General features: G+C 68.9%; 22 protein-coding genes and 6 pseudogenes. 19 read left to right on the forward strand and 9 right to left on the reverse strand.

Annotated elements, in window-relative coordinates; translation table 11 throughout:
• The first annotated feature begins 113 nt into the window (after positions 1-113).
• Positions 114-1,796, forward strand: a complete 1,683-nt coding sequence (locus tag ACZ3IC_RS10525; RefSeq protein ID WP_467414633.1) for a hypothetical protein — start codon at positions 114-116, stop codon at positions 1,794-1,796.
• A 199-nt stretch (positions 1,797-1,995) separates the two neighbouring features.
• Here ACZ3IC_RS10525 and ACZ3IC_RS10530 read toward each other — a convergent pair.
• Positions 1,996-2,196, reverse strand: a pseudogene (locus tag ACZ3IC_RS10530) (L,D-transpeptidase family protein); the annotation flags it as partial.
• A gap of 1 nt (position 2,197) precedes the next feature.
• Here ACZ3IC_RS10530 and ACZ3IC_RS10535 point away from each other — a divergent pair.
• Positions 2,198-2,920, forward strand: a pseudogene (locus tag ACZ3IC_RS10535) (lipid II:glycine glycyltransferase FemX); the annotation flags it as partial.
• On the forward strand, positions 2,917-4,581 hold the full coding sequence (gene murJ, locus ACZ3IC_RS10540; protein ID WP_467414635.1) for a murein biosynthesis integral membrane protein MurJ: 1,665 nt from the start codon (positions 2,917-2,919) through the stop codon (positions 4,579-4,581). The pseudogene ACZ3IC_RS10535 and the gene murJ, both read left to right, overlap by 4 nt.
• 100 nt (positions 4,582-4,681) lie before the next feature.
• Here murJ and ACZ3IC_RS10545 read toward each other — a convergent pair whose 3' ends face one another.
• Together ACZ3IC_RS10545 and ACZ3IC_RS10550 are read right to left on the reverse strand one after the other, a co-directional pair.
• Positions 4,682-6,325: an IS200/IS605 family accessory protein TnpB-related protein gene (locus ACZ3IC_RS10545; RefSeq protein ID WP_467414638.1), complete on the reverse strand. Its 1,644-nt coding sequence runs from the start codon at positions 6,323-6,325 to the stop codon at positions 4,682-4,684.
• Positions 6,318-6,895 (reverse strand): annotated as a pseudogene (locus tag ACZ3IC_RS10550) (IS607 family transposase). Before ACZ3IC_RS10550 ends, ACZ3IC_RS10545 begins: the two are co-directional and overlap by 8 nt.
• A 41-nt stretch (positions 6,896-6,936) precedes the next feature.
• Here ACZ3IC_RS10550 and ACZ3IC_RS10555 point away from each other — a divergent pair.
• From ACZ3IC_RS10555 to ggt, 3 genes and pseudogenes are all read left to right on the forward strand, one after another.
• Positions 6,937-7,304 (forward strand): annotated as a pseudogene (locus tag ACZ3IC_RS10555) (response regulator); the annotation flags it as partial.
• 86 nt (positions 7,305-7,390) lie between these two features.
• Positions 7,391-7,918 (forward strand): hypothetical protein, encoded by a 528-nt coding sequence (locus ACZ3IC_RS10560; protein ID WP_467414639.1) that lies wholly within the window; start codon positions 7,391-7,393, stop codon positions 7,916-7,918.
• 90 nt (positions 7,919-8,008) lie between these two features.
• Positions 8,009-9,817 (forward strand): gamma-glutamyltransferase, encoded by a 1,809-nt coding sequence (ggt, locus tag ACZ3IC_RS10565; protein ID WP_467414641.1) that lies wholly within the window; start codon positions 8,009-8,011, stop codon positions 9,815-9,817.
• Positions 9,818-10,068: 251 nt separating this feature from the next.
• On the opposite strand, the gene map is transcribed toward ggt, so the two are convergent.
• On the reverse strand, positions 10,069-10,836 hold the full coding sequence (gene map, locus ACZ3IC_RS10570; RefSeq protein ID WP_467414643.1) for a type I methionyl aminopeptidase: 768 nt from the start codon (positions 10,834-10,836) through the stop codon (positions 10,069-10,071).
• 41 nt (positions 10,837-10,877) lie between these two features.
• Between map and ACZ3IC_RS10575 the strand changes: the two genes are divergently transcribed.
• Positions 10,878-11,147: a helix-turn-helix domain-containing protein gene (locus ACZ3IC_RS10575; RefSeq protein ID WP_467414644.1), complete on the forward strand. Its 270-nt coding sequence runs from the start codon at positions 10,878-10,880 to the stop codon at positions 11,145-11,147.
• 241 nt (positions 11,148-11,388) lie between these two features.
• Here ACZ3IC_RS10575 and ACZ3IC_RS10580 read toward each other — a convergent pair whose 3' ends face one another.
• Positions 11,389-12,495: a Rieske 2Fe-2S domain-containing protein gene (locus tag ACZ3IC_RS10580; protein ID WP_467414647.1), complete on the reverse strand. Its 1,107-nt coding sequence runs from the start codon at positions 12,493-12,495 to the stop codon at positions 11,389-11,391.
• 92 nt (positions 12,496-12,587) lie between these two features.
• On the opposite strand from ACZ3IC_RS10580, the gene ACZ3IC_RS10585 reads away from it, so the two are divergent.
• The 3 genes from ACZ3IC_RS10585 (at position 12,588) to ACZ3IC_RS10595 (ending at position 14,584) form a co-directional block, all read left to right on the forward strand.
• Positions 12,588-12,929 (forward strand): hypothetical protein, encoded by a 342-nt coding sequence (locus ACZ3IC_RS10585; protein ID WP_467414649.1) that lies wholly within the window; start codon positions 12,588-12,590, stop codon positions 12,927-12,929.
• A 63-nt stretch (positions 12,930-12,992) separates the two neighbouring features.
• The gene (locus ACZ3IC_RS10590; RefSeq protein WP_467414650.1) at positions 12,993-13,400 is read left to right on the forward strand and encodes a YciI family protein; all 408 of its coding nucleotides are present in this window, start codon (positions 12,993-12,995) and stop codon (positions 13,398-13,400) included.
• An 8-nt stretch (positions 13,401-13,408) separates the two neighbouring features.
• The gene (locus tag ACZ3IC_RS10595) at positions 13,409-14,584 is read left to right on the forward strand and encodes an RNA polymerase sigma factor (RefSeq protein WP_467414750.1); all 1,176 of its coding nucleotides are present in this window, start codon (positions 13,409-13,411) and stop codon (positions 14,582-14,584) included.
• Here ACZ3IC_RS10595 and ACZ3IC_RS10600 read toward each other — a convergent pair.
• On the reverse strand, positions 14,562-14,849 hold the full coding sequence (locus tag ACZ3IC_RS10600) for a hypothetical protein (RefSeq protein WP_467414653.1): 288 nt from the start codon (positions 14,847-14,849) through the stop codon (positions 14,562-14,564). The genes ACZ3IC_RS10595 and ACZ3IC_RS10600 overlap by 23 nt on opposite strands.
• Between ACZ3IC_RS10600 and ACZ3IC_RS10605 the strand changes: the two are divergent.
• From ACZ3IC_RS10605 to ACZ3IC_RS10620, 4 genes and pseudogenes are all read left to right on the forward strand, one after another.
• Positions 14,816-14,935: pseudogene (locus tag ACZ3IC_RS10605) on the forward strand (aminoglycoside phosphotransferase family protein); the annotation flags it as partial. The gene ACZ3IC_RS10600 and the pseudogene ACZ3IC_RS10605 sit on opposite strands and share 34 nt — an antisense overlap.
• Before the next feature lie 264 nt (positions 14,936-15,199).
• Complete coding sequence (locus ACZ3IC_RS10610; protein ID WP_467414654.1) at positions 15,200-16,042, forward strand: nitrilase-related carbon-nitrogen hydrolase; 843 nt, start codon at positions 15,200-15,202, stop codon at positions 16,040-16,042.
• Positions 16,039-17,322, forward strand: a complete 1,284-nt coding sequence (locus ACZ3IC_RS10615; RefSeq protein ID WP_467414655.1) for an aspartate aminotransferase family protein — start codon at positions 16,039-16,041, stop codon at positions 17,320-17,322. The genes ACZ3IC_RS10610 and ACZ3IC_RS10615 overlap by 4 nt, the downstream gene beginning before the upstream one ends.
• A gap of 288 nt (positions 17,323-17,610) precedes the next feature.
• Entirely contained in the window at positions 17,611-18,147 is a 537-nt protein-coding gene (locus tag ACZ3IC_RS10620; protein WP_467414658.1) for a hypothetical protein, read from the forward strand.
• Between the two features lie 49 nt (positions 18,148-18,196).
• On the opposite strand, the gene ACZ3IC_RS10625 is transcribed toward ACZ3IC_RS10620, so the two are convergent.
• Positions 18,197-18,766, reverse strand: a complete 570-nt coding sequence (locus tag ACZ3IC_RS10625) for a DJ-1/PfpI/YhbO family deglycase/protease (RefSeq protein WP_467414661.1) — start codon at positions 18,764-18,766, stop codon at positions 18,197-18,199.
• Between the two features lie 1,114 nt (positions 18,767-19,880).
• Between ACZ3IC_RS10625 and ACZ3IC_RS10630 the strand changes: the two genes are divergently transcribed.
• The 5 genes from ACZ3IC_RS10630 (at position 19,881) to ACZ3IC_RS10650 (ending at position 22,587) form a co-directional block, all read left to right on the forward strand.
• Positions 19,881-20,054: a CsbD family protein gene (locus ACZ3IC_RS10630; protein ID WP_467414662.1), complete on the forward strand. Its 174-nt coding sequence runs from the start codon at positions 19,881-19,883 to the stop codon at positions 20,052-20,054.
• A 292-nt stretch (positions 20,055-20,346) separates the two neighbouring features.
• Entirely contained in the window at positions 20,347-20,604 is a 258-nt protein-coding gene (locus ACZ3IC_RS10635) for a DUF5133 domain-containing protein (RefSeq protein ID WP_467414663.1), read from the forward strand.
• A 98-nt stretch (positions 20,605-20,702) separates the two neighbouring features.
• The gene (locus ACZ3IC_RS10640) at positions 20,703-21,668 is read left to right on the forward strand and encodes an LLM class F420-dependent oxidoreductase (protein ID WP_467414665.1); all 966 of its coding nucleotides are present in this window, start codon (positions 20,703-20,705) and stop codon (positions 21,666-21,668) included.
• A gap of 15 nt (positions 21,669-21,683) precedes the next feature.
• Positions 21,684-22,346: a HemK2/MTQ2 family protein methyltransferase gene (locus tag ACZ3IC_RS10645; RefSeq protein WP_467414667.1), complete on the forward strand. Its 663-nt coding sequence runs from the start codon at positions 21,684-21,686 to the stop codon at positions 22,344-22,346.
• 58 nt (positions 22,347-22,404) lie between these two features.
• Positions 22,405-22,587 carry a CDGSH iron-sulfur domain-containing protein gene (locus tag ACZ3IC_RS10650; protein WP_467414669.1) on the forward strand — a complete coding sequence of 61 codons (183 nt, stop codon included), beginning with the start codon at positions 22,405-22,407 and terminating at the stop codon, positions 22,585-22,587.
• Here ACZ3IC_RS10650 and ACZ3IC_RS10655 read toward each other — a convergent pair.
• On the reverse strand, positions 22,567-23,544 hold the full coding sequence (locus tag ACZ3IC_RS10655; RefSeq protein ID WP_467414671.1) for an iron-containing redox enzyme family protein: 978 nt from the start codon (positions 23,542-23,544) through the stop codon (positions 22,567-22,569). The genes ACZ3IC_RS10650 and ACZ3IC_RS10655 overlap by 21 nt on opposite strands.
• A pseudogene (locus tag ACZ3IC_RS10660) lies at positions 23,541-23,959 on the reverse strand (VOC family protein). Before ACZ3IC_RS10660 ends, ACZ3IC_RS10655 begins: the two are co-directional and overlap by 4 nt.
• Between the last annotated feature and the right edge of the window lie 57 nt (positions 23,960-24,016).

The raw sequence follows: 24,016 nt of genomic DNA on the forward strand, positions 1-24,016 counted from the left end.
TACGAGCAGACGTGACGTGAAGTCACATTCCCTGGCAGGGGCGGGAACCGAGCCCTCCCAGCAGCAATCGAAAAGGATGAAGAGAATCAATGGCAGGGAAAGAGGGGCGACCTGTGAAGCGAGAGCGGTCCAGCGAGGAGAGTGAGTCCGGCAACGGCGGGGGTGAGGCCTCGGGCGGAACGGTTCCGGACAGTTCGCAGGGCGCGGTTCCGGGGAGCATAGGCGCCCCGTCCTCGCCTTCGTCCCGCACGGTGACGGAGGGCGGGGACCCTTCGGTCACCGGCGGCAAGGACTGCGGCGCGCGGACACCGACCTCGTCGAAGTCCGGCCCGGAGAAGGCCGGGGAACCTGCGGCCCGGACCCCGGCGGTGGTGCACGCGGCCGGGGTCTCCATCGGCAGGAGCACGTCCGAGCCCGAGGGGCAACCGGGCGGTGAGGACACGGCGGTCGCCCAGGAAGAGGCGGCACCGACGGCCGGAAAGACCGCGGTGGTGGCCACCACCGCCACCACCACTGCTGCGATCACCGCCTCCGCGGCCTCGTCGGATGTCACGGAGAGCACCACCGGGAAGACGGCCGGGGCGAGCACGTCGTCCACCGCGGCCGCCGCGGAATCGACGCCCGCGGGTGGGCCCGCCGTAGCCGAGGAGACAGCTTCCACGGAGACCGCTTCGACCGCGACGGAGCCGGCTGTCGCTGCCTCGACGGCCGGTTCCACCGCGGCGGCCGTCGAGGCCGGTCGGGCCACCGCCACGGCCGCCGTCTCCGCCGCGGCTTCGTCCAGCCCTCCCGGCGGTGCCGCGGCGGGGGAGGCCGGTGCCCCGGAGCGCCCCGGCCGGGTGTCGCGCCCGATGGTGGTCGCGGCCGCCTTCGCCGGTGCGCTGCTCCTCGCGACCCCGTTCGTCGTGGCGGGCGCCCAGAAGGACGAGGCCAAGCCCGAGAGCCGCGAAGCAGCGGCGGCATGGAAGGGAGACGGCCGGGCCGGTGGTTACGTACCGGGCACCGACCCCGACAGCCCCGAGGACAAACCGGCCGCCGGTGGCGACAAGCCGGGTGTTGCCCCGGCCCGGGGTGACAAGGGCCCCGTCGGTGACGTACGCGCGGACACGGGGGGAGGGCGGAAGCCCGCGGACGGGTCGGCCGAGGCAGAGACCAAGGGCAGCAAGGGCAGCACCCCGGGCACGGCCGACAAGACGGAGAAGAGCGGTTCCGGCGACAAGGCCCCCGTCGGCACGGGCTCGGACACTCCCACCAAGGCCCCCTCGGCCGGTTCGACGCCCAAGTCGGCACCCGCCGTGGTGTACAGCGGCGTGTCCGGGCCGGAGTGCCCCACCCAGCGCTTCCAGAAGTCGGGTTACTACAGCGACGGCAAGGAGGGCTGGGCCACCCACAGCGGCGGCTTCGGCGGTTACGGCTGCGCGGGGAAGTACCTTTCCATGCCCATGTCCGGCAGTTCCTCCAAGGACTCGGGCGGATCGGCGACCTGGCTGTTCGATCTGCCCGCCACCGCCAGGAAGTGCAGTATCTCCGTCCACGTGCCAGGGAGTTCCGACATCGCGCGGGTCGGTGGCGACCCGAGCTACTACACCGTGTACGACCGGTTCCTGCCCAGGACCAGCAACCTGGTCGGCTCCTACTACGTCCGCCAGCAGGAGCGTCGCGGCACCTGGTACAACGTGCCGGGCACCTTCTCCGTCGACGCCAAGAAGCTCTCCGTGCAACTGCACGACCGGGGCGAGGACAACAACTACGAGCACCACGCGATATCCGCGCTGAAGGTCACCTGCACGGACTGAGAGAAAGCGTTTCGTCCCGCTGTTTCATCGTGTGACGCATGTGTGGTGGTGATTCATGTGCGCCGCGCCAGGTGGTGGTGGATTCGCCGGTGAGGTGGCGGGACGTGAGGTGGATCACGGCTTCGGAGCGGTGGGGGGCTTCGTGGTCGCGGGCCGGGCGGCGGTGGAGTCCTGGGCATTCGCCGCAGTGACCAGCGGCTCACTTCAGGGCGCTCTTCGCCTGCCAGTCGGGCCATGTCGCGTTCCATGCCCCGTACCCATTGCCCTCCGCGACCGTGCCCTTGGCGTCCGCGCCGGTGATCTCGAACGGGTCGCCGACCCGCACCTGCTGGTACAGCGCAGCGGCATTGGCGTCGCTCATCCCGACACAGCCCGAACTGTGGTTGGCCACCCCGAAGTAGGCGATGGAGGTGGACCCGCTCGGCACGGCCGTCGCCGAACGGCTCCGGGCCCGCTGCTGGCGCCGCTGCGGCGGCGACGGGGGAGAGGACGCCGACGCACAGCCGCGCTATGTCTTCCAGGTGCCGCTCGCCGGACGGACCACCGACGAACTGTGGTCGGGACTCAATCAGGAGTGGCGCCGCAATGTACGCAAGGCCCGGAAGGCCGGGGTGCGGATCGTCATCGGCGGCGCGGCCGAACTGCCCGAGTTCCACCGCCTGCTGCGGATCACCGAGGAGCGCGACGGCTTCCGGCTCGGCCGCTCCCTCGCGTACTACCAGCAGCAGTACGCCGTACTCAACGCCGAACACCCCGGCCGGATGAAGCTCTATCTGGCCGTCCACCAGGGCGAGATCCTGGCCGCCCACACCATGATCAGCACCGGCTGGCGGGTCTGGTACCAGACCGGCGCCTCCGCCGACCACCGGCGCGAGGTCCGTCCCAGCAACGCGCTGCAGTGGAAGATGATGCTCGACGCCCATGGGCTCGGTGCCGATGTGCACGACATGCGCGGGGTACGCTCCACCCTTGACCCCGACGACCGCCCCTTCGGGCTGCTCCGTTGGAAGCTCGGCACCGGAGGCCAGGTCGTCGAGACCCTCGACGAGTGGGAGACATCGGTGGGCGGAGCCGCCAACAACACCTTGTACCGGGCGTTCCAGGCGTACCTGGCGCGCCGATGACGGCCACCGAGACGGCCCCTGCGAAGGCCGCAGAGCGCAAGTCCGGCTCGGTGCTGCGCAGCGGTGCCGTCATGGCGTCCGGCTCCATCGTCTCCCGGGCAACCGGCTTCATACGCTCGGCGGTCGTCGTCGCCGCGCTCGGCACCGGACTCCAGGCGGACGGGTACACCGTCGCCAACACCGTGCCCAACATCCTCTACACACTGCTCATCGGCGGCGCGCTCAACGCCGTCTTCGTCCCGGAACTGGTGCGGGCCGCCAGGAACCATGCCGACGGCGGTGCCGCGTACACCGACCGGCTGCTCACCGTCTGCACGATCGGGCTCCTCGCCCTCACCGCGCTCACGGTCGTCGGCGCCCCATGGATCGTCTCGGTCTACGCCCCCGACTACCACGGCGAGCAGGCCGATCTCACCATCGCCCTGGCCCGCTACTGCCTGCCGCAGATCCTCTTCTACGGACTGTTCACCCTCCTCGGTCAAGTGCTCAACTCCCGCGACCGGTTCGGCGCGATGATGTGGACCCCGGTCCTCAACAACGTGGTGACCATTGCCGTGTTCGGGATCTATCTGACCGTCGCGGCAGGTTCCGACGGTACGTTGACCGCGGCGCAGGCCCAGTGGCTCGGCTGGGGGACGACCGCCGGGATCGCGGTGCAGACGCTCGCCCTGGTGCCCGCGCTGCGCGCCGCGAAGTTCCGCTGGCGACCGCGGTTCGACTGGCGGGGCAGTGGACTCACCCGGCCGCTGCGCGCGGCCGGCTGGCTCGTCATGCTCGTGCTGACCAACCAGATCGCCTACTGGGTGGTCACCCGGCTCTCCACCGCCACCGGTCAGCACGCCGCGGAACAGCATGTGTCGGGCGGCGTCGGCTACACCGCGTACAGCTACGCCTTTCAGCTGTGGGTGGTGCCGCACGGCATCGTGACCGTCTCGCTCGTCACCGCATTGATGCCCCGGATGAGCCGGGCGGCGGCCGACAACGACCTGACGGGTGTCCGGCGCGATGTCTCGTACGCCCTGCGCACCTCGGCCGCGGTCGTGGTCCCCGCGGTGGCCCTGCTGTTCGCGCTGGCACCGTGGGTGATGGGCGCCGTGTACGGATACGGGCGCACCGGCGACGCGGACATTGCCGTGATGGCGGGGATGATGATGGCGTTCGCACCGGGGCTGATCGCCTACTCCGGGCAGTACGTGCTCTCCCGCGCGTTCTACGCGATGAGCGACACCCGCACCCCGTTCCTCCTCAATCTGGTGATCGCGGCGCTCAACGCCGGGCTCTCGATCGCCGCGTATCTGCTGCTGCCGGTCCGCTGGGCCGTGACCGGGATGGCCGGGGCGTACTCGGTGGCGCTGTTCGCGGGCTTCGGAGTCACCGCGTTTGTGCTGCACCGCAGGGTTTCCGGCAGCGATGCGGCCCGGCCCTCACTGATGCGTTCGCCCGGGCTGTGGGCGCAGCTCCGGCTGGTGGTGGCGTGTGTGCCCGCCGGGCTGCTGGGATATCTGGCCGCTCGCGCCTGCGAGGGGTCCGGGGACTTCGCCGCCGTGGGGGCGGGCGCTGTCGTACTCCTGCTCACGGTGGCGCTGCTGGCACGGCCGCTGCGGCTGCGGGAGATCAGTGCCGCGATCGCGGCGGGCCGGGGGCGGCTGCGGCGGGCGTGAGCCCCCCGGCGAACATTCCGGTCACCGGTTCGAATCCATTCCTTGATCGCTGGGATACTGCTGCCATGCCTCGCGTGTTGCTGATCGAAGACGACCGTTCCTAAACAGTGTCCGGGAGTGAGTCTTGTGCCCACGTCCCGGAACTGCGCGCGTCCCGAACGGTTTTGGATGCGCTGGTCCCCCGCGTTCTCGTTGTCCCTGTCCGGCGACGCGCATCGTGTGCACGCTCCGTGACGGGGTGGCGGGTTTCCTCACGCCCTCGGTCACCATGATCGGCCTGGATGGTCCGATGCCCAGCACCATCACTCTGGCGATGCTGGGGCGGTGCCGTCCGTCGCCGGATCGGGTGCCCGAGGGCGCGCCTGCCAATGGCCACCGAGGCGGCGTCATGGCGAGTCATGCTGCGAGTTTTGCTGATCAGGGGCTTGCGCCAGTGCTGGTCGCCCCACATCGAGGTGTATGCCGGGTCGACGGCGACGATGGCGATGCCGTGTTCGGCGGCCATGGAGACGATGCGGGCCTTGACCTTGCCGGTGGGCATACCGGAGATGAGCTGCCGGAACCGCTTCTTGCGGCCGTGTTTCTCGCGGGTCTTCTCGGCGGCGAAGTCCAGGTTCTCGATGCCGATCGCCTGCGCGCCGGTCTGTTTGGTCCAGTGCAGGAGGCGGGTGAGGGCGTGCCGGATCTGGGCGTCGCGGTGGTCGGCGGTGCCGGACAGGTCGTAGGGGAAGCGGCGCGGGTCGCCGACCGGGTTGCCGTGCTGGTCGAGGCGGTAGGCGGCGAAGTGGTCGGCGTTCGTGTCGACGCCGACCATGCCCCGGGCCCGGGCCGTCTCCAGCGAGATCGTCTGGACGACGGGCCTGGTCCACGACGCGGTGAGGTACCAGCGGCTCCGCTCGACGTGATAGTGGATGCGGTAGGCGACGGCACGGTTGGTCTCGGTGCGGTCGCGCCACTCGTCCCCACGGTGCGCGAACGCGACCTTGGAGGCGAGAACGTACCGGCCGTGCTTGCTGTTGGCCAGGTGGGCGAGCGGAGCGGGCAACTTGATCGACACTTCGCCGTCAGGGCAGACGCGGATCGTCTCGTTCCCGAAGCGTTTTCCCGACTCGCCGTCTGCGGCGAGGAACCAGCGCTCAGCCTCCCAACGCTGACGCCACTCGCCCTCGGTGAGCTGTGCGGCCTGAAGGTTGTGCCGGTTGTTGAGCAGCCGCCGGCCACCGCGAACGACACGGACGCGTCCGGTCTTCCAGTCGTCGCGGGCCACGTCGAGGCGGTGTTCCAGGGTGTGCAGGCGGCGGGACTTGTGGAACCACTCGGCCTTGGACCGGTACCCGCCCGGCGCCCGCTTGCTGCCTTTCTCTCCGATCGGGAGGGACAGGCGGTGTCGCAGCGTGCGAATACCGGCCTCAAGGTTCTGGACATGGGCGAGCAGGCAGCGTCGGGCCAGGCCGTACTGGTCGTGCGTGGCCTTCGTGATCGCACCCGCGATACGCGACGACGACTGCTCGGTCAGGTCACGCTTGCGGGATGCCCACGCACTGTTGTCGTGCTTGTGCCCGGCTTCGCAACGGGCCTTGAGATCGAGAGAGGCCAGACGGCCCTGGTGCTCGCCGACCAGACGCGACACCTTCTCGTCCTTCGGGGTGAGGTGCTTGAGGCGGTCGCGTAACGCCACACCGGACGGGCCGACAGCAACGAACGGCGGGGCGATGGTACGGAGCCGCTCCTTCTTGTCAGTCATCGGCAGCCGCCGCTTCCAGTGCCTTCCTGGCACGGTTCTTCGCACTGCGGCGGCCGTACAGGCGGGCACAGAACGAGGTCAGAACCTCCACCATGTCACGCACCAGGTCGTCTTCGACCTCGCCGTCATCCAGCACAACGAGTCGACGGCCGGTTGCGGCCAGAGCGGCCTCGACAAGTTCGACGTTCATGCGGCCCAACCGGTCTTTGTGCTCCACCACTACGGCGGTCACCGCCGGGTCGGCCAGCAGGCGACGAGCCTTGGCACGGGTGCCGTTCATGCCCGAAGCGATCTCGGATTCGACGCGCACGACCTTGTGCCCGGCCTTCGCGGCCCATGCCGACAAGCGTGCGGTCTGCCGCTCCAGGTCGGCCTTCTGGTCGTGGGAGGAGACACGGGCGTACAGACCCACACCACCGATCACGGACGGTGAGGTGTTCGCGTCGATGTTCACCAGGATCGTGCGCGGCCCCACTCGCTCCGCAGGGACCGGCAGCGTGCCCTCACGAAACCAGCGGTACGCAGTACGCGGGGCGACCCCTGCGCGCGAGCCCATTCCGTCAGGTTCATACACAAGACCATACGACACTCGTGACACCTGAAGAACACTCATGGACACTTATTCGAGAGCAGTTCCTGATGACCCCTCCGTACGGGAAGGGGGCGAGCTGGGGCTGCGGCGGCGCGGCCATGAGCTGCGGGCCGTCGAAACAGGTGAGGAGGGCCTCGCTACGCTGGGCGAGTTCCGGCCCGATCTGGTGCTCCTCGATCTGATGCTCCCCGGAATGAACGGGGTGCAGGTCTGCCGCCTGATACGGGAGACCAGCCAGCTGCCGGTCATCATGCTCACGGCGCGCGGTGACGACTTCGACGTGGTCGTCGGGCTGGAGGCCGGCGCCGACGACTGCATCGTCAAGCCCGCCCGCACGAAGTGATAGAGGCCAGGATCCGCGCCGTACTGCGCAGGCTCGCCGAGAACGTACGGCTGCACGGCGGCACCGTGCACGCCGCCAACGGGCCCGCGGGCGGCGCGGTCCTGACTGTGGGCCTACCGCTGGAGGGGCAGTGATACGCGTACGCCCGCTCGGCGTCCTGCTGTCCCTCGTGCTGCTGGGAACCGGGTGCGGGATACGGGCGACGGACGTCGTCGAGGTCGGCGATCCGGCGACCGTGGAGGTGCCCCCGGGAAACCGACAGCGCGCCTTGCTCTACTTCGTGTCCTCGTCGTCCGCGAACCGGCTGATGCCCGTCATGCGGCCGATCGAAATGGTGGCGGAAGCAGAATCCTCGGGCGCGGGGCCCGTATGGCTTGGCTCCGACAAGGCGGTCGCCATACTCTTCGACGGGCCCACCCAGGCCGAGGCCGAGGCGGGACTCCATACCGAACTTCCGCACATCCAACCCGTATTGAGCCTGACTCGGGGGCCGGACGGTGTGGTGGTCCGGGTGAACACCGCCGTCACGGAACTTTCCGAGGTCGCCCGGCAGCAGCTGATCTGCACGGCCGCGCAGGCCCGCATCACGGACCGGAGAGCGGCGGTGAAGGTGATCGGAACCGACGGTGTCATCGGGCCGACCCACTGCTCCGTCTGACCGGCAACCGGACTCGGGTTCACGAGGGTCCTGACGAGTGGGGCAAAGCGGCGTTACCCTGCGGCGGACAATCCTTCACTGGAGGTGCGCATGCGACGTTCTGTCGCGCGGAATGTGTCGTTGCCGGTTGTTCTCGCCGCTCTGGTCACGGTCGGGGCAGCGGCCCCGTCCTCGTCCGCACCACCGACCGCACCACCCCCCAAGTCGCCTGTAGCGGTGGGGTACGGAGGGGCGGTCGCCAGCGTCGACGCGGATGCCTCGGCCGCCGGTATCGAGGTGCTCCGCAAGGGCGGTAACGCCGTGGACGCCGCGGTGGCTACCGCGGCCGCGCTCGGTGTGACCGAGCCCTACTCGGCAGGTCTCGGTGGTGGCGGCTACTTCGTCTACTACGACGCCAAGAAGCGCACCGTGGAGACGATCGACGGCCGGGAGACCGCACCGCGCAGCGCGGACTCCTCGCTGTTCCTGGAGAACGGCAAGCCGCTCGCTTTCGACGAGGCCGTCACCAGCGGACTGGGCGTGGGCACCCCCGGCACCCCGGCCACCTGGGACGCCGCGCTCGACACCTGGGGCAGCAAGTCGCTGCGGCAGGTCTTGAAGCCAGCCGAGCGGCTGGCCAGGGACGGCTTCGTCGTCGACGGCACGTTCCGCTCGCAGACCGAGGGCAATCAGGCCAGGTTCGCCGACTTCCCGGCGAGCAGGCAGCTCTTCCTGCCGGGTTGTCAACTGCCGGTGGTCGGGTCGGTCTTCAAGAACCCCGATCTGGCGCGTACGTACCAACAGGTGGGCCGCGAGGGTATCGGCGAGCTGTACCGGGGTGAGCTGGCCGACGACGTCGTACGGACCGTGCGCAACCCGCCGGTGGACCCGAAGTCCACCCGGGTCGTGCGTCCCGGCGACCTCACCGCGAAGGACCTGCGGTCCTACCGGGCGCTGCGGCAGGCTCCGACGAAGGTCGGCTACCGCGGCCTCGACGTGTACGGCATGGCACCCTCCTCGTCCGGCGGTACGAGCGTCGGCGAGGCGCTCAACATCCTTGAGTCCACGGATCTTTCGGAGGCGAGCGAGGCGCAGTATCTGCACCGCTACATCGAGGCGAGCCGGATCGCGTTCGCGGACCGCGGACGTTGGGTCGGTGACCCGGCATTCGAGGACGTACCGACGCGGGGGCTGCTCAGCCAGCGGTTCGCCGACTCGCGGGAGTGCCTGATCAAGGACGACTCGGTGCTGACCAGCCCGCTCGCGCCGGGGGATCCCACCCACCTGGCCGACTGCAAGGCCGGTGGAACGGCCGCCCCGACGACGTACGAGGGGGAGAACACCACCCATCTGACGACGGCCGACAAATGGGGCAATGTCGTCGCGTACACCCTGACGATCGAGCAGACGGGCGGCAGCGGCATCACGGTGCCGGGGCGTGGCTATCTGCTCAACAACGAGCTGACGGACTTCTCGTTCGCGCCCGCCAACCCGGCGGTCCACGACCCGAATCTGCCGGGTCCGGGCAAGCGTCCGCGTTCGTCCATCTCGCCGACGATCGTGCTGAAGCACGGTGAGCCGGTGCTGGCCCTGGGTTCGCCGGGTGGTGCCACGATCATCACGACCGTGCTGCAGTCGCTGATCGGCAAGGTCGACCGGGGGCTGCCGCTGGTCGACGCCATCGCGGCGCCGCGCGCCAGCCAGCGCAACTCGGCGACGACGGAGCTCGAACCGGGGCTGTGGAACAGCCCGGTGCGGGCGGAACTGGAGTCGCTGGGACATGTCTTCAAGCTGAACCCGGAGATCGGGGCGGCGACAGGTGTGCAGCGCCTGCCGGACGGACGGTGGCTGGCGGCCGCGGAGAAGGTACGCCGGGGCGGGGGCTCGGCCATGGTCGTGAAGCCGAGCGGAAGGCTGTGACGGTACGTCAATAAATTGGCCCACGAGGCTGGTTCGTCGCCAATATTTGCGAGGGAAAAGCCCCGTGGCGCTGACGGGGACGTGACCTTGGGTCCATCTTGGCCGCGTCGGTAAGGAGAGTTTCCTGATGGAAGGGCTCTCGCCACTGTGCGTAGTCGAACGCTCGCCCTCACCGCCACCTCCGGCGCCGACCTGCTCACGGCCGCCACGCTGGCGCCGGTCGCCGAGGCCCGTCCGGCCTCGCACGCCGCTCAGAGCGCGGTCAGGATGCGCGGACCGTCGTCCGTGATCGCCACCGTGTGCTCGGCGTGTGCCGCCCGACTGCCGTCGGACGTACGCAGCGTCCAGCCGTCCAGGTCCGGACGGAACGCGTCCTTGCCGCTGCCGATCAGCATCGGCTCGATCGCCAGCACCATCCCGTGACGCAACGGCATGCCGCGACCCGGTCGTCCCTCATTGGGGACGGCCGGGTCCTCGTGCATCGACCGGCCCACGCCATGGCCGCCGAACCCCTCCGGAATGCCGTAACCGGCACTGCGGCACACCGTGCCGATCGCATGCGCGATGTCACCGATCCGGTTGCCGACGACGGCCGCGGCGATTCCCGCCTCCAGTGCCGCGAACGCCGTGTCGATCAGCCGGGTGTCCGCAGGCCGGGCGCGCCCGACGGTGAAACTGATCGCCGAGTCGCCCACCCAGCCGTCGAGGGTCGCGCCCGCGTCAATGCTCACCAGGTCGCCGTCGCGCAGCCGCTTGTCGGTCGGGATGCCGTGCACGATCGCGTCGTTGACCGACGCGCAGATCACGGCGGGGAACGGGGTGGGGGCGAAATGCGGCCGGTAGTTCAGGAACGGCGACCCCGCGCCCGCCTCGCGGAGGACCCCACGGGCCACCTCATCGAGTTCGCGCAATGAAACGCCGACCGCCGCCGCTTCCCGTACGTCCGTCAGCAACTGCGCCACGACCCGGCCGGTCTCGCGCATCGCTTCGATGGAGGTGTCTGTCTTGAGCTGCACCATGCCAATTACTATACCGGTCCCGGCGGTATTAGAATGACGCCATGGTGCGAACACCCCTGACCCCGGAAGAGCGCCGCCGCGGCGAACGCCTCGGAGCACTGCTCCGCGAGGCGCGCGGCGGGCGCAGCATGGTCGAGATCGCGGCGAGCGCGGGAATCTCCGCCGAGACGCTGCGCAAGATCGAGACGGGCCGCGCTCCGACCCCCGCCTTCTTCACCGTCGCGGCGCTGGCCGGGGCGCTCGGACTCTCGATGGACGAACTGCTCACGCGGTGCGCGCCGGAGCCGGAGGTGGTGCCGCTGGCCGGGTAGGCCTGCCCAGTCGCGTTCGGCCCCGTCGGCCGTGTCCGGCCCCGTCCGGCCGTGTCCGACCGTGTCCGGCCGTGTCCGGCTGTGTCCGGGTCTGCCCGGCCCGATCCGCTGGACGGGGCCTGCCCGGAGCCAGCTCTCGTACGGCATCTGCTGCAACGGACGGTAGGACGGGACGCCTTGGTTACTGCAGAGGCACTGGGCCGGCTTCGGGGGATGAGAGAGCTGCTGCCCGCCGAAATATTCACCGACCCCGGCTGCCCGGCACATCGGCTCCGTGGCCGTGCTCAACGTCGTTGAGCTGCGTCTCCACATCCTTCCCCGGCGGCGGGTAGAACCGTCGGGCCCAGCGCCGGAACGGGCCGATCGGCCCGTCACCGGGGGCGAGCCGCGGCGGCTGCTGGTACTGCTTGTGATGCCAGATCGGGAAGTCGGCGGCGGTGAATTCGCAACTGGAGCGGAAGACGGCGCGGTCCAGCAGCCGGGCTGCGGTGCGGCTCACCACCCGTGCGAGCGGGGCCGGCAGCCGGGCCGGTTCCGCGAAGGCGATGCGGTTTCTCTGCCGGAACTGCATCCGGTTGGGCGCGATCGCCGTCGGCATCACCATTGTGCACATCCGCAGCCCGAGCCGAGGCGTGTGCACATCGGCGTGCAGACACCCCAGACCGTAACCGTCCACGTCCACATCGACGATGAAGCTTCCCAGCAGCGGCGCCGACTCGTGGGCCCGCATGGACACGTGGAACATGGCATCGTCGTAGACGACTGGCCCCCCGATCTCGGCCTTGGCCCAGCCGTGCAGGGTGGCGAAATGCCCGAGGTCCACCGAGTTCTCGATGACTTCCTGGACATTGCCGGCCAGCTCCCAGGCGGCGTGACGGGCAGGCCGGTGGCCGATCTCGTGCCACTCGGGGATGAACCAGTCCGGTGCCCGGCCGTCGTGGTGCCGCCAGACGAAGACGGCGCCATTGACCTCGTGCACCGGCAGCTGCGCCAACGGCGACTTCGGCGGCTTCGTGTCGTATCCCGTCCGCACGCACATGCCGTCGGGGCCGAACGCGAAGAAGTGGAAGGGACATACGAGATCGTCTCCCTCGACCTTCGCCAGACCGAGATGGGCGCCGAGGTGCGGGCAGTACGGACGGACGGCGCGGACCGCCCCCGTACCGAGCCGGTACAGCACCACGTCCTGCCCCGCCAACGGCCGGGTGAGCACAGTGCCCGGCCGCAGCTCGTCGGAGAAGGCCAGTGCGGACCAGCCGCTCGGATACGGCAAGGCGAGAGCCCCTGCAGCATCGGCCGGCGTCGGCCCCTCGCTGATGGCGCGCCCGTACTCGCGTGACAGTCCCACGACTTCCCCTCTCAGGATCGGCCGCCTGGAGACTGCCCAGTTTGTTCCCGTATCCTCCCTGCACGCCGCATATCACCCGAATGGGAAGGCACGTGGGAGGCGTTGACGGCATACGCGAGCGCACGGTCGATGACGTCGGCGAACGACAAGTGGACGGGCAGCTCGGCATTGCGGACGCCTCGTGCGCGAAGCGGTACCCGGAGTGGCGCTCTACGGTGTACGAGCACGCCCAGGAGATCCAGAAGCGGTTCACGTACCGGGACTTCAACGACTACGGCGGCCGAGCGGCGATTGTACGAGGCGGTGGCGCGGGCCGCGCACCGGGCCGATCCAGCGCTCGCGCCACGCCGTGGACCCGGACACCGCGAGACGGCTCACCCAGGCTCATCTACGAGAGCCAAAACAATTCGGACGGCGATGTCGAGAACCTGTGACTGGCTCCGTCCCCGCAATGAACACGACCAGAATGGGTCGCACCAGCACTGAGGAGAAACACGATGGCCAAGTACTTGCTGCTCAAGCACTACCGCGGCGCCCCGGCTTCGGTCAACGACGTGCCCATGGACCAGTGGACGCCGGAGGAGATCTCGGCCCACGTGCAGTACATGCACGACTTCGCCGCCCGGCTCGAAGGGACCGGCGAGTTCGTCGACGGCCAGGCGCTCGCCCCCGAGGGGACGTTCGTCCGGTACGACGGCGAGGGTCGCCCGCCGGTCACCGACGGCCCATTCGTCGAGACCAAGGACCTCATCGCCGGCTGGATGGTGATCGACGTCGACAGTTACGAGCGCGCCATCGAGCTGGCCGGGGACCTGTCGGCCGCCCCTGGGGCGGGCGGGGAGCCGATCCACGAGTGGCTCGAGGTGCGCCCGTTCCTGGCCGCGCCGCCCACCATCACGGAGTGACCTCTGAGATGAACGAGGTCCTGCTCCGGAGCCTCACGCCGAGCGTGCTCGGGATCCTCGTCCGCCGCGGAGCCGACTTCGCGGCGGCCGAGGACGCCGTGCAGGACGCGCTGGTCGAGGCGGTCCGCGTCTGGCCGACCGATTCTTCCCCAAGCTCTTCGAGCAGGGGATACCCCATTCGGGACCCGAAAGGCTGGCTGGTCACCGTGGCCTGGCGCCGGTTCCTCGACGCGACCCGGGCGGACGCCGCCCGCCGTCGGCGTGAGGACCTCGTCGCCGAGGAGCCGGCGCCCGGGCCCGCACCCGCGGTGGACGAAACGCTCCAGCTCTACTTCCTGTGCGCTCACCCGTCGCTGACGCCGTCGTCCGCGGTCGCGCTCACTCTGCGCGCCGTCGGCGGGCTGACCACCCGCCAGATCGCCCAGGCCTACCTGGTGCCCGAGGCGACCATGGCGCAGCGCATCAGCCGGGCCAAGCGCACCGTCTCCGGCGTGCGGTTCGACCAGCCCGGCGACGTCGCCACCGTGCTGCGCGTCCTCTACCTGGTCTTCAACGAGGGCTACTCCGGCGACGTCGACCTCGCCGCCGAGTCCATCCGGCTCACCCGGCAGCTCGCGGCCGCGATCGACCACCCCGAGGCGGCGGGGCTGCTCGCCCTCATGCTGCTCCACCACGCCCGGCGCGCCGCCCGGACCGCGCCCGACGGCAGCCTGGTGCCGCTCACCGAGCAGGACCGCGGCCGGTGGAACACCGAGTCGATCGCCGAGGGCATCGAGATCCTGCAGGCGGCCCTCGCCCGCGACCGGCTGGGCGAGTTCCAGGCCCAGGCCGCCATCGCGGCACTCCACGCCGACGCGCCCACCGCCGAGGAGACCGACTGGGTGCAGATCGTCGAGTGGTACGACGAGCTCGCGCGCCTGACCGACAGCCCGGTCGTCCGGCTCAACCGCGCAGTGGCCGTCGGCGAGGCCGACGGACCGCGCGCCGGGCTGGCGGCGCTCGTAACGCTGGACGACACACTGCCCCGCCACGCCGCGGTGGCGGCGTACCTCCACGAACGCGACGGCGACCTGGCGACGGCAGCACGGCTGTACGCCGAGGCGGCCCAGAAGGCACCCAACCTCGCCGAGCGCGACCACCTGACGCGCCAGGCCGCCCGGCTCAACGCCCGCAGGTGTCGCTGACGGGGCGCGCTCGGACGCGGTAGCCGAGGGCGTCCGCGACAACGGGAGCGGGCAGTTCAAGGAGCTGCTGCCGGAAAGCGGCGTCGCGGGCGGCTGCGGCCGGGACTTCTATCTCGTGGAGGAGCGCGGTCAGGCGGTCAGGGCGGAAGGGCTGGCCCGCCCGGCGCCCGGGGAAGAGCCAGTGACGCGCCGGGCTGGGCGCGGTGTTCATGTTGTCGCGGCTCTCGAACGCTCGCGATGCGTTTGTCGCTGGTGGCCGGTCCACTGCGTCTCCTCGACGGGGACTTCCCCGACCGGGCGTTCATGCAGGGGGTCGCCGAGCACAACGCGAAGAAGGCGCTGGCGCTCCTGCCGTTGGTGGAGCCCTGGGATGCGCAGGGCCGCGCGGAGCACTCCTCTACCTCCATGCTAGGGCGGCCACTTCCCATCGTGGAAGGTGGAGTGGGAAGTGGATGGGTCTGTGGACCGCACGGGTGTGAAACATGATCGACTCCGTCGGTTCGCGGCGATGGTCTTGCCCCGCTGTGTGACGGGGCTTACGTTCTCCTCTACACACGTGTCTACGGGCGTAGAAATGCGTAGAGGCTCTCTGACGCCGCGTCGAAGGAGCAGCTCATGTCCCAAGTCGTACGCGCCGCACTCGTCCAGGCGACCTGGACCGGCGACACCGAATCCATGATCGCCAAGCATGAGGAGCATGCGCGCGAGGCCGCCCGCCGGGGCGCGGAGATCATCGGCTTCCAGGAGGTGTTCAACGCTCCGTACTTCTGCCAGGTGCAGGAACCCGAGCACTACCGCTGGGCCGAGGCCGTCCCGGACGGGCCGACCGTCCGGCGGATGCAGGAACTCGCCCGCGAGACCGGCATGGTGATCGTCGTCCCGGTCTTCGAGATCGAGCAGTCCGGCTTCTACTACAACACCGCCGCCGTGATCGACGCCGACGGCGCCTATCTCGGCAAGTACCGCAAGCACCACATCCCGCAGGTCAAGGGGTTCTGGGAGAAGTACTACTTCAAGCCCGGCAACGTCGGCTGGCCGGTCTTCGACACCGCCGTCGGCAAGGTCGGCGTCTATATCTGCTACGACCGGCACTTCCCGGAGGGATGGCGTCAACTCGGGCTCAATGGAGCCCAGTTGGTGTACAACCCGTCCGCCACCTCGCGCGGTCTCTCCAGCTATCTCTGGCAACTGGAACAGCCCGCGTCCGCCGTCGCCAACGAGTACTTCGTCGCCGCGATCAACCGTGTCGGCCAGGAGGAGTACGGCGACAACGACTTCTACGGAACCAGCTACTTCGTCGACCCGCGCGGCCAGTTCGTCGGCGAGGTCGCCAGCGACAAGGAGGAGGAACTCGTCGTCCGGGACCTCGACTTCGGCCTCATCGACGAAGTCCGCCAGCAGTGGGCGTTCTACCGGGACCGCCGCCCCGACGCATACGAAGGCCTGGTGGAGCCGTGAGCAGCCTGCACCATCGTCATCTCGCCGTCAGCCCCGACTGGCTGACTCTCTATTACAAGAACCCGCTGGAGATCACCCACGGCGAGGGCCGCCATGTGTGGGACGCCGAGGGCAGGCGCTACCTCGACTTCTTCGGCGGCATTCTCACCACGATGACCGCCCATGCCCTGCCCGAGGTGACCAAGGCGGTCAGTGAGCAGGCCGGGCGGATCATCCACTCCTCCACGCTCTACCTGAACCGGCCGATGGTCGAGCTGGCCGAACGCATCGCCACGCTCTCCGGTATCCCGGACGCCCGGGTCTTCTTCACCACCTCCGGAACCGAGGCCAACGACACGGCGCTGCTGCTCGCCACCACGTACCGCAGGTCGAACCAGATCCTCGCGATGCGCAACAGCTACCACGGCAGATCCTTCTCCGCGGTCGCCATCACCGGCAACATCGCCTGGACGCCCACGAGTCTGTCGCCGCTGCAGACGCTGTACGTGCACGGCGGCGTCCGCACCCGGGGGCCGTTCGCGCACCTCAGCGACGCTGAGTTCATCGCGGCGTGCGTCGCCGATCTGGAGGACCTGCTCGGCCAAACCCGCGCGCCCGCCGCCCTGATCGCCGAACCCATCCAGGGCGTCGGCGGGTTCACCTCGCCGCCCGACGGTCTGTACGCGGCTTTCCGCCGGGTCCTCGACCGCCACGGCATCCTGTGGATCTCCGACGAGGTGCAGACCGGCTGGGGCCGTTCCGGCGAACACTTCTGGGGCTGGCAGGCGCATGGTGAGAGCGGGCCGCCGGACATCCTCACCTTCGCCAAGGGCATCGGTAACGGCATGTCGATCGGCGGTCTCGTGGCCCGCGCCGACGTCATGAACTGCCTTGATGCCAACTCCATTTCGACGTTCGGCGGCTCCCCGGTCACCATGGCGGCCGGACTTGCCAACCTTTCGTACCTGCTCGAACACGATCTGCAGGGCAACGCCCGGCGCGTCGGTGGACTGCTGATCGAGCGGCTGCGCGCGATCGGCGCGGCTTCGGAGTGTGTGCGGGAGGTACGCGGACGGGGTCTGATGATCGGCATCGAGCTGGTGAAGCCCGGCACCGACGAAGCGAACCCGCAGGCAGCCGCCGCCGTACTCGAAGCGGCCCGGGAGGGCGGCCTGCTCGTCGGTAAGGGCGGCGGTCACAACACCAGCGTGCTGCGGATCGCACCGCCGCTCTCGCTGACCATCCCGGAAGCGGAGAAGGGCGCGGAGATCCTGGCCGAGGCCCTGCGAGCGGTGAACTGAGAAGCTATGAATGAGCGACGGGGGTGTGGGCGGCGGCCGGTGCGCGGCTTAGCAGCTTGGCCGCCATCACACCCTCGTGCCGCCAGATGCGGCCGGCGCGGCGCCGTGTGTCGTGCGCGTCACGACCGCGGTGGCATCGAAGCGGAGACCCCAAATCCCGTAGACCTCCGTTCGGGGCACATCGTCGGCAGAACGGGTGCGTGCAGGGCCTGGGCGGGTATCCGCAGCGGTGAGCGACGGGGTGCGAACCCGCCCCTCCTGGCGCACCGACGACAAAGGTGGCACGTGATGAACGACCGACCGAGGTCCAGCACGGCTCAGCACGAACGTACCCGCAGCACCGACCTGGCCATGCTGGGCATCTACCTCAACGACCATCTGATGGGCGCCACCGCGGGAGTGGAGCGGGTCCGCCATCTGGTACGCACGGTCCGCGGTTCGGCGCTCGCCGGGGCACTCGGCCCCGTCGCCGCCGAGATCGCCCAGGACCGGATGAGTCTGCTCGGCATCATGCAGGACCTGGGCATCCCGGTGCGGCGCTACAAGGTCTGCGCGGGCTGGACGGCCGAGAAATTGGCGCGTCTGAAGAGCAACGGTCGCTTCGCGCGGCGCTCTCCGCTGAGCACCTTCCTGGAATTGGAGATGCTACGGCTGGGGGTGGAAGGAAAGACGGCTGTATGGCAGACCCTCCGTCGGCTTGCCGCTACCGAGAAGCGCCTGGATCCGCGATTGCTCGACGACCTTCTCGAACGGGCCCGGCGACAGCAGGGCGTCGTGGAGGAGTGGCGCGCCCGACAGGCCGGTTCGGCCTTTGAGAGAGGCTGACGCGCACCCCTTCCCGTAAGCCGGAAACCCCGTAACGGACCGGTCGCGTTCAGTGAGCGTCTACGGCGAGCGCTGCATCGATCTCTTGGAGGAACGGCTCCAGATCACCCGGATTGCGCGAGGTGATAAGGGTCCAGCCATGGGAGTCATCCTTGATGACCGGCTCGTCGGCCCATTCACCACCGGCATTGCCGATGTCTGTCCTCAACGAGGGATAGGAGGTGAGCCTCTTACCTTCGATGACACCCGCCTCGATCAAGGCCCAGGGGCCGTGGCAGATGGCCGCTACGGGGCGCCCGGACGACGTGAAGGAGCGGACGATCTCCGTCGTCGAACCCTGCTGGCGCAGCGCATCGGCGTTCAACGTGCCACCCGGCACGAGCAGTAGGTCGTAATCGGCCGGGTCAACGTCGCTCAAACTGAGTTCGGGGCGTATAACTTTTCCGGGAGCCTTGTCGCCGACCAAGGTCTGAATATCGTCCGCCGACACGGCAGCGACGTCCACATCGGCGCCCCAGCCGCGCAGGTGTTCGATGGGTGCCAGGAGTTCGTCCTGCTCGACGCCGTAGTTTGTGACGATTGCCAGCACATTCCGCATACTCACGTCGTTGTCAGACATTCCCAGGTCCTTTCGGGTGAGATCGGTCCGCCGGGAGTGGTTTGCTGTCGTGGGTTTCCCGCATCTTTGCGCTTATGCGGCCTGCCAGGCCTCCCGGCCCGCGGGAACCGATCGGAATCTGCGTCGCGCCGTGGCCGCTGCCGGTGGTCTGGGTGGCCGGGGTGGGCTGGGCGTGGAAACCATGGCGTTGTCTTGCGAGGTGGACCCGAGCCCTGTGCCAGCATGCACGTTCGGCCCTCCGGCGGCGAGCGTACAGCGGGTGGCCGAAGCGGGAAGCCCCTTTGTTGTTCCCCCACCCATGCGCTGAGCAGGCATAAGGGGCTTCGGAGAGAACGCTGTCCGCACTCCGTACCGAGGCCGGACACGCCCGGCACTCACACTCCGACGCCGTCTCCCGCCTTGAGCTTCGAGAGCAACCGGGGAGACGGATCGCTCCGCAGGACGGCACGGTCAGCACCAGTCAGGGAGACAGCATTCACGCCCCGCCACGCGCTGCTACGGGCGCCGACGGCAGCTTGAGTGGACGCAGCCACGCGCGCCGGGCGAACTTCGGGGCACGGTGGAAGCATGGTGGGGGAGGGCGCGTTCGACGCCCGTGACAAAGACCGACGCATGCAGTCGTTGATGCGTAGTTCCTTCACAGCGTGGCTGCCCAATTCCTTTGCTGACGGTCTCCATCCCCGTGTGAGATGCCGACTGCGGCGCCAGGACCCTGCCCCGTCGTCACGGACCATTTCCGAGGCGACCTCGCTCAACTTGCGGTTGGTCCGCTGGGATGGTGCGAAGCAGCGACGCAAGAAGGGAGAGCAATGACCACAGAACCTTCTCCCGAGGGTCCCGGGCCAGTCCCCAGTCGGCCGGATCCTGTGCCACACGACCCGCAGCCGCCGTCCGAACCAGGTCCCAGCGACCCCGAGCCCCAGCCAGACGCGTCGCCCCCGGCGCCGGGTCCTGGTTCTCGCCCGGTCCCCGAGCCGCCCGACTGACCGGAGAGTGCCGCTCCTGCGGCCCTTCTCTCCGGTTGCTCGTGAGCGCGACACCTCACCGATTGCGGCCTCAGATTGATCGACGCAAGGTGGATACGTCACCCCCTACAGTGAAGGACAGAATCGTCATGGGTAAGGCAAAGGCGAAGGCCAAGCAGGTCAAGGGCAAGCTGAAGGAAACCGTCGGCGGTGCCGTGGATGACAAGGCCATGCAGGCAGAGGGCCGCGGCGAGCAAATGACAGGCAAGGCCCAGGAGACCGCGGCAAAGGCGGCTGAGAGGCTGAAGAAGTCCGGACAGTAGGACCTGCACTGCAGGCCGCGCACCCGGGGCGACCGCATCCGGGTTTCACGGACGCCGGGGCTGGGCTGGTGCTGGCCGCGCGGCCAGCACCAGGCGTCAGGCTTCGGTGCTCGGAGAAATTTTCGCTGACGTCTCGGTGGTCCCGGGCGATTGCAACGTCGGATCGCTGAGGCTGATTGCACCCTGTTTTCAACGTGATCTCCCGTTGAGGGAAGCGCCGCCGTATCGACTCGGGGTTACGAGTGGTGTCCCAATCTTGCGCGTGGGCCGCCACCCAGCCTAAGGAGCCGCGATGTTGCTCCCGGACAAGTCCCTGGTCGATTCGCTACTGCGGCGCTATCGCGCGTGGGAGGTCGTCGTCCTGGCAGAGCCGCACGATCTGGCTAGCCGCCGGCACCTTGAGGATGTCGCGTACACCTTGTGTGTAGTCATGGGGCAGCGCACCACCCGCGATGCGATTACCGAAGCCGAGATCTACCTCGGGTGGGGCCCGGTCGGTGATGGCGGCTGCCGATGTGATGTCGCGGAACCGCGGAAAACAGTCTCGTGATTTCTCGGGCCCGAGGTGAGCGGCCTCGTCACATGACCCGGGTGCCCAGGAGCCGGACAGCTCGTGTTCGGAGTCGAAGGGCCGGCAAGGAGTGTTCCATGGTGCTGGTCGGATACACGATGATGACCGAGCAGGCCGGTCCGCGTGAGCTCGTCGAGCACGCGGTCGGCGCCGAGCGCGCCGGCTTCGACTTCTCCGTCACTTCGGACCACTTCTTTCCGTGGCTGGACTCCCAGGGACATGCCCCGTACGCATGGAGCGTGCTCGGCGCGGCCGCACAGGCCACATCACGAATCCCGTTGATGACGTACGTGACATGCCCGACCGTGCGATACCACCCTGCGGTGGTCGCTCAGAAGGCCGTGACGATGCAGCTGCTCGCCCAGGGACGGTTCCGACTCGGTCTCGGTTCCGGTGAGAACCTCAACGAGCATGTGGTGGGTGCGGGCTGGCCCGCCGCCCACGTTCGTTTGGAGATGCTGGAAGAGGCTGTGGAAGTGATTCGCGCGCTCTTCGGTGGCCGTGATGTGAGCCATCACGGCACACATTTCGACGTGGAGAACGCCAAGCTCTGGGACCTGCCCGACGAGCTGCCTGCGATCGGCATCGCGGTATCGGGGGAACGGTCGTGCGAGATCGCCGGCCGGCTCGGCGATCTCGTCATTGCCACCGAGCCCAAAAGCGACCTGCTGGACGCTTTCGACCGGCACGGCGGTACGGGCAAGCCGCGGGTCGGCCAGCTGCCCGTCTGCTACGACACCGACCGGGATGCGGCGGTCGCACGGGCGCACGACCAGTTCCGCTGGTCGGTCGGCAGCTGGAAGGTCAACGCAGAGCTGCCCGGGCCGGCCGGATTCGCCGGGGCCTCCCAGTTCGTGCGCCCGGACGACATCGCGGATTCCATCCCGTGCGGTGACGACGTCGGCACCTTCGTCGAAGCAGTGCGTCCTTACGCCGAGGCGGGCTTCACGGAGATCGCCCTGGTCCAGGTCGGCGGTGACCACCAGCAGCCCTTCCTCGACTGGGCGGAGAAGGCCCTGTTGCCCGCCCTGCGTGATCTCTGAGAGCCGGTCGCGACATTGAAACTCCTCCAGCCTCCGGGTGTCTACGCGCCACAGGAAGACACAGCCATGCTGATATCCGCTCTGCGGCGCGAACGTCTGTCACCCGGAGCGGAGGTACTCGACGTGGGTACCGGTACCGGCGTGGTGGCGATCGCCGCCGCCCGCCACGGCGCTGCCCACGTGATCGCCATCGACACGTCGACCGCGGCGGTGCTCACGACACGACTGAACGCACTGCTGTCCGGGCACGCGCGGGCTATCCGGGCCAGCCGCGGTGACCTGACGGAGCCTGTGACCGGCCTGAGGTTCGACTTGGTGCTGGCGAACCCGCCGTACGTACCGTCCATGAACGTCCGATTGCCTTCTCGCGGTACTGCTCGCGCCTGGGAGGCGGGGATCGACGGCCGGGCGGTGATCGACCGACTCTGTGCGAAGGTCCCCGCTCTGCTGCGCCCTGGGGGCGTGCTGCTCGCGGTCCACTCCGCGCTGAGCGGTCCAGTGATCACCGTAGCGCGGCTGGCTGAAGCCGGTCTGGACGTCACAGTGATCGACCGCCGGTTCGTTCCCTTCGGGCCTGTCCTACGTGAACGGGCCGACTGGCTGGAGATGCAGGGTCTGATCGAGCCCGGCCAGGAGAAAGAGGAACTGGTGGTGATCCGTGCAGAACGGCCGTGCTGAACCGGAGAGCACACGTCGGGCAGCTGCACGGCGCGTCATGCAGGAGCCGGGCGGACCCATGCTCGTGGAAGGGCCCGTTGAAGTGGTCCAGGAGGACGGCACCATTGCTCGCTCGGACCGTCCTGTTGTCGCACTGTGTACCTGCCGACGGAGCCGAATCTTCCCTTGGTGCGACACGAGCCATCGCGGCCGGAAGAAGCCGAAAGGTCCATCGCAGGCCTCAGAGCGGCACACGAAGTGAGGACCCGCCGTGCCGCCAGGCGCCGAGCAACTGCTCCCCGAACCGGTCTTCCAACCATCCGGTGGCCGCGATGCCGAAGGCGACGTCCGGTGCCAGATCCGGCTCCTCCTGGAGCAGACCGGCGATGACCTCATGTCGCAAGAGTTGCTCATGTACGGCGTCGGCCTCCACATGCTCCGCATAGAAGTGGACCGCCGCAGGCCCGGCACCGGCTCGCTCCAATGCCTCGACGAGGCGCCTGGACCCCGGTGATGAGGTGATCTCCACTGAGGCGAAGTGACCGACCAGCGCACCTCGGTGTGAGCGGTGGAGTCCGAAGAGCGACATGAGGTTGACGGTCGCGAGCATCTGCGGCGATCCGGCGTCGAGGTAGCGCCCGTACGAGGTGTCCAGCTGGAGGTCCGCCATCAGATCGGCGAACAGCTTCGAGTGGACCCGTTCCGCCCGTCCCGCTCCGAATTCGTCGTACTCCACTGTGATCATTCCTGCCTTGGCCCGGCCCGTCAGGCGTGGAATCACCCACACATGCGGGTCGGCCTCCTTGAGGTGGTACAGCGAGCGGTGGGCGGCGTACTCGCGCAGATGCCACAGCTCGCCCTCGTCCCGCAGGAAGTACGACACGCCATCGGCGTCCACCGGTTCCAGAACGACTTCCTCCAGCGCGCTGCCGACGTCGTCGACAGCGGGCACGTCAGCGCGCAGAGCTGCCAGGAACCCGCGCTCCAGCGCGGCACGCACCCTGAGCAGTTCCGGATCCCACTCCCAGGCGCCGTCCACTCCGTCGAAGCCGCGGTAGTGCAACTCGTAGCAGAGGTACAGGGCGAGCTGGAGGTCGTCGCCGTACGGGTCGGCGCCCGCCGTGAGGGACGTGTCCGGCAGCCTGCGCCGACCCGGTTCCCGGCCGAGCGCTTCGATCAGGGCGGCAGATACATCACCCCGGGTTTCCGGCAGCTTCATGAGGCTTCCTCTCCTCGGCCCGTCGGCTCGTTCCGTGGGGGCACGGCGAGGGAGAATGAGTGCCCGGCGGGGTCGGCGTACAAGCGTACGCCGACCAGCCCACCGCGGGCCTTGGCATCCATCGGCATGGCACCGAAGCTCACCGCTTCTCCTTCCGCCTCGTCCAAATCACCGTGCGCGACGAGTATCCGAAGATGCGCCTGCTGGCCGTTGTCTGGCCGCGGCCGGCTGGGAGGGGCGTAGCCGTGGTCCCGGCTGATCGCCGGATGCACGCCGTTATGGCCGACGAGTTCCACAAAATCAGGATCGCTCACCACCTGGATTTCCGCATCGAGCAGTGATGCGTAGAACTCCGCCAGAGGGCTTCGGGCTCCGCGCAGGTCAGCACGAGGACACTTGTCTTTGCAACGGTCAAGTTGACTCGGGTACCTGCCGTCGCTCAGAACACACGGGTGACGGGCCAGGTACCTAC

The sequence above is a fragment of the Streptomyces sp. NPDC002958 genome (genome assembly GCF_055563255.1).

Excerpts from the sequence above, each read along its gene's own strand:
- murJ (WP_467414635.1), top strand. The coding sequence starts at position 2,917 with ATGACGGCCACCGAGACGGCCCCTGCGAAGGCCGCAGAGCGCAAGTCC.
- ACZ3IC_RS10590 (WP_467414650.1), top strand. The coding sequence starts at position 12,993 with ATGGCCAAGTACTTGCTGCTCAAGCACTACCGCGGCGCCCCGGCTTCG.
- ACZ3IC_RS10650 (WP_467414669.1), top strand. The coding sequence starts at position 22,405 with ATGCTCGTGGAAGGGCCCGTTGAAGTGGTCCAGGAGGACGGCACCATT.
- map (WP_467414643.1), bottom strand. The coding sequence starts at position 10,836 with ATGGTGCAGCTCAAGACAGACACCTCCATCGAAGCGATGCGCGAGACC.
- ACZ3IC_RS10635 (WP_467414663.1), top strand. The coding sequence starts at position 20,347 with ATGTTGCTCCCGGACAAGTCCCTGGTCGATTCGCTACTGCGGCGCTAT.
- ACZ3IC_RS10610 (WP_467414654.1), top strand. The coding sequence starts at position 15,200 with ATGTCCCAAGTCGTACGCGCCGCACTCGTCCAGGCGACCTGGACCGGC.
- ACZ3IC_RS10575 (WP_467414644.1), top strand. The coding sequence starts at position 10,878 with ATGGTGCGAACACCCCTGACCCCGGAAGAGCGCCGCCGCGGCGAACGC.
- ACZ3IC_RS10655 (WP_467414671.1), bottom strand. The coding sequence starts at position 23,544 with ATGAAGCTGCCGGAAACCCGGGGTGATGTATCTGCCGCCCTGATCGAA.
- ACZ3IC_RS10595 (WP_467414750.1), top strand. The coding sequence starts at position 13,409 with ATGAACGAGGTCCTGCTCCGGAGCCTCACGCCGAGCGTGCTCGGGATC.
- ggt (WP_467414641.1), top strand. The coding sequence starts at position 8,009 with ATGCGACGTTCTGTCGCGCGGAATGTGTCGTTGCCGGTTGTTCTCGCC.
- ACZ3IC_RS10625 (WP_467414661.1), bottom strand. The coding sequence starts at position 18,766 with ATGTCTGACAACGACGTGAGTATGCGGAATGTGCTGGCAATCGTCACA.
- ACZ3IC_RS10640 (WP_467414665.1), top strand. The coding sequence starts at position 20,703 with ATGGTGCTGGTCGGATACACGATGATGACCGAGCAGGCCGGTCCGCGT.
- ACZ3IC_RS10630 (WP_467414662.1), top strand. The coding sequence starts at position 19,881 with ATGGGTAAGGCAAAGGCGAAGGCCAAGCAGGTCAAGGGCAAGCTGAAG.
- ACZ3IC_RS10545 (WP_467414638.1), bottom strand. The coding sequence starts at position 6,325 with ATGACTGACAAGAAGGAGCGGCTCCGTACCATCGCCCCGCCGTTCGTT.
- ACZ3IC_RS10620 (WP_467414658.1), top strand. The coding sequence starts at position 17,611 with ATGAACGACCGACCGAGGTCCAGCACGGCTCAGCACGAACGTACCCGC.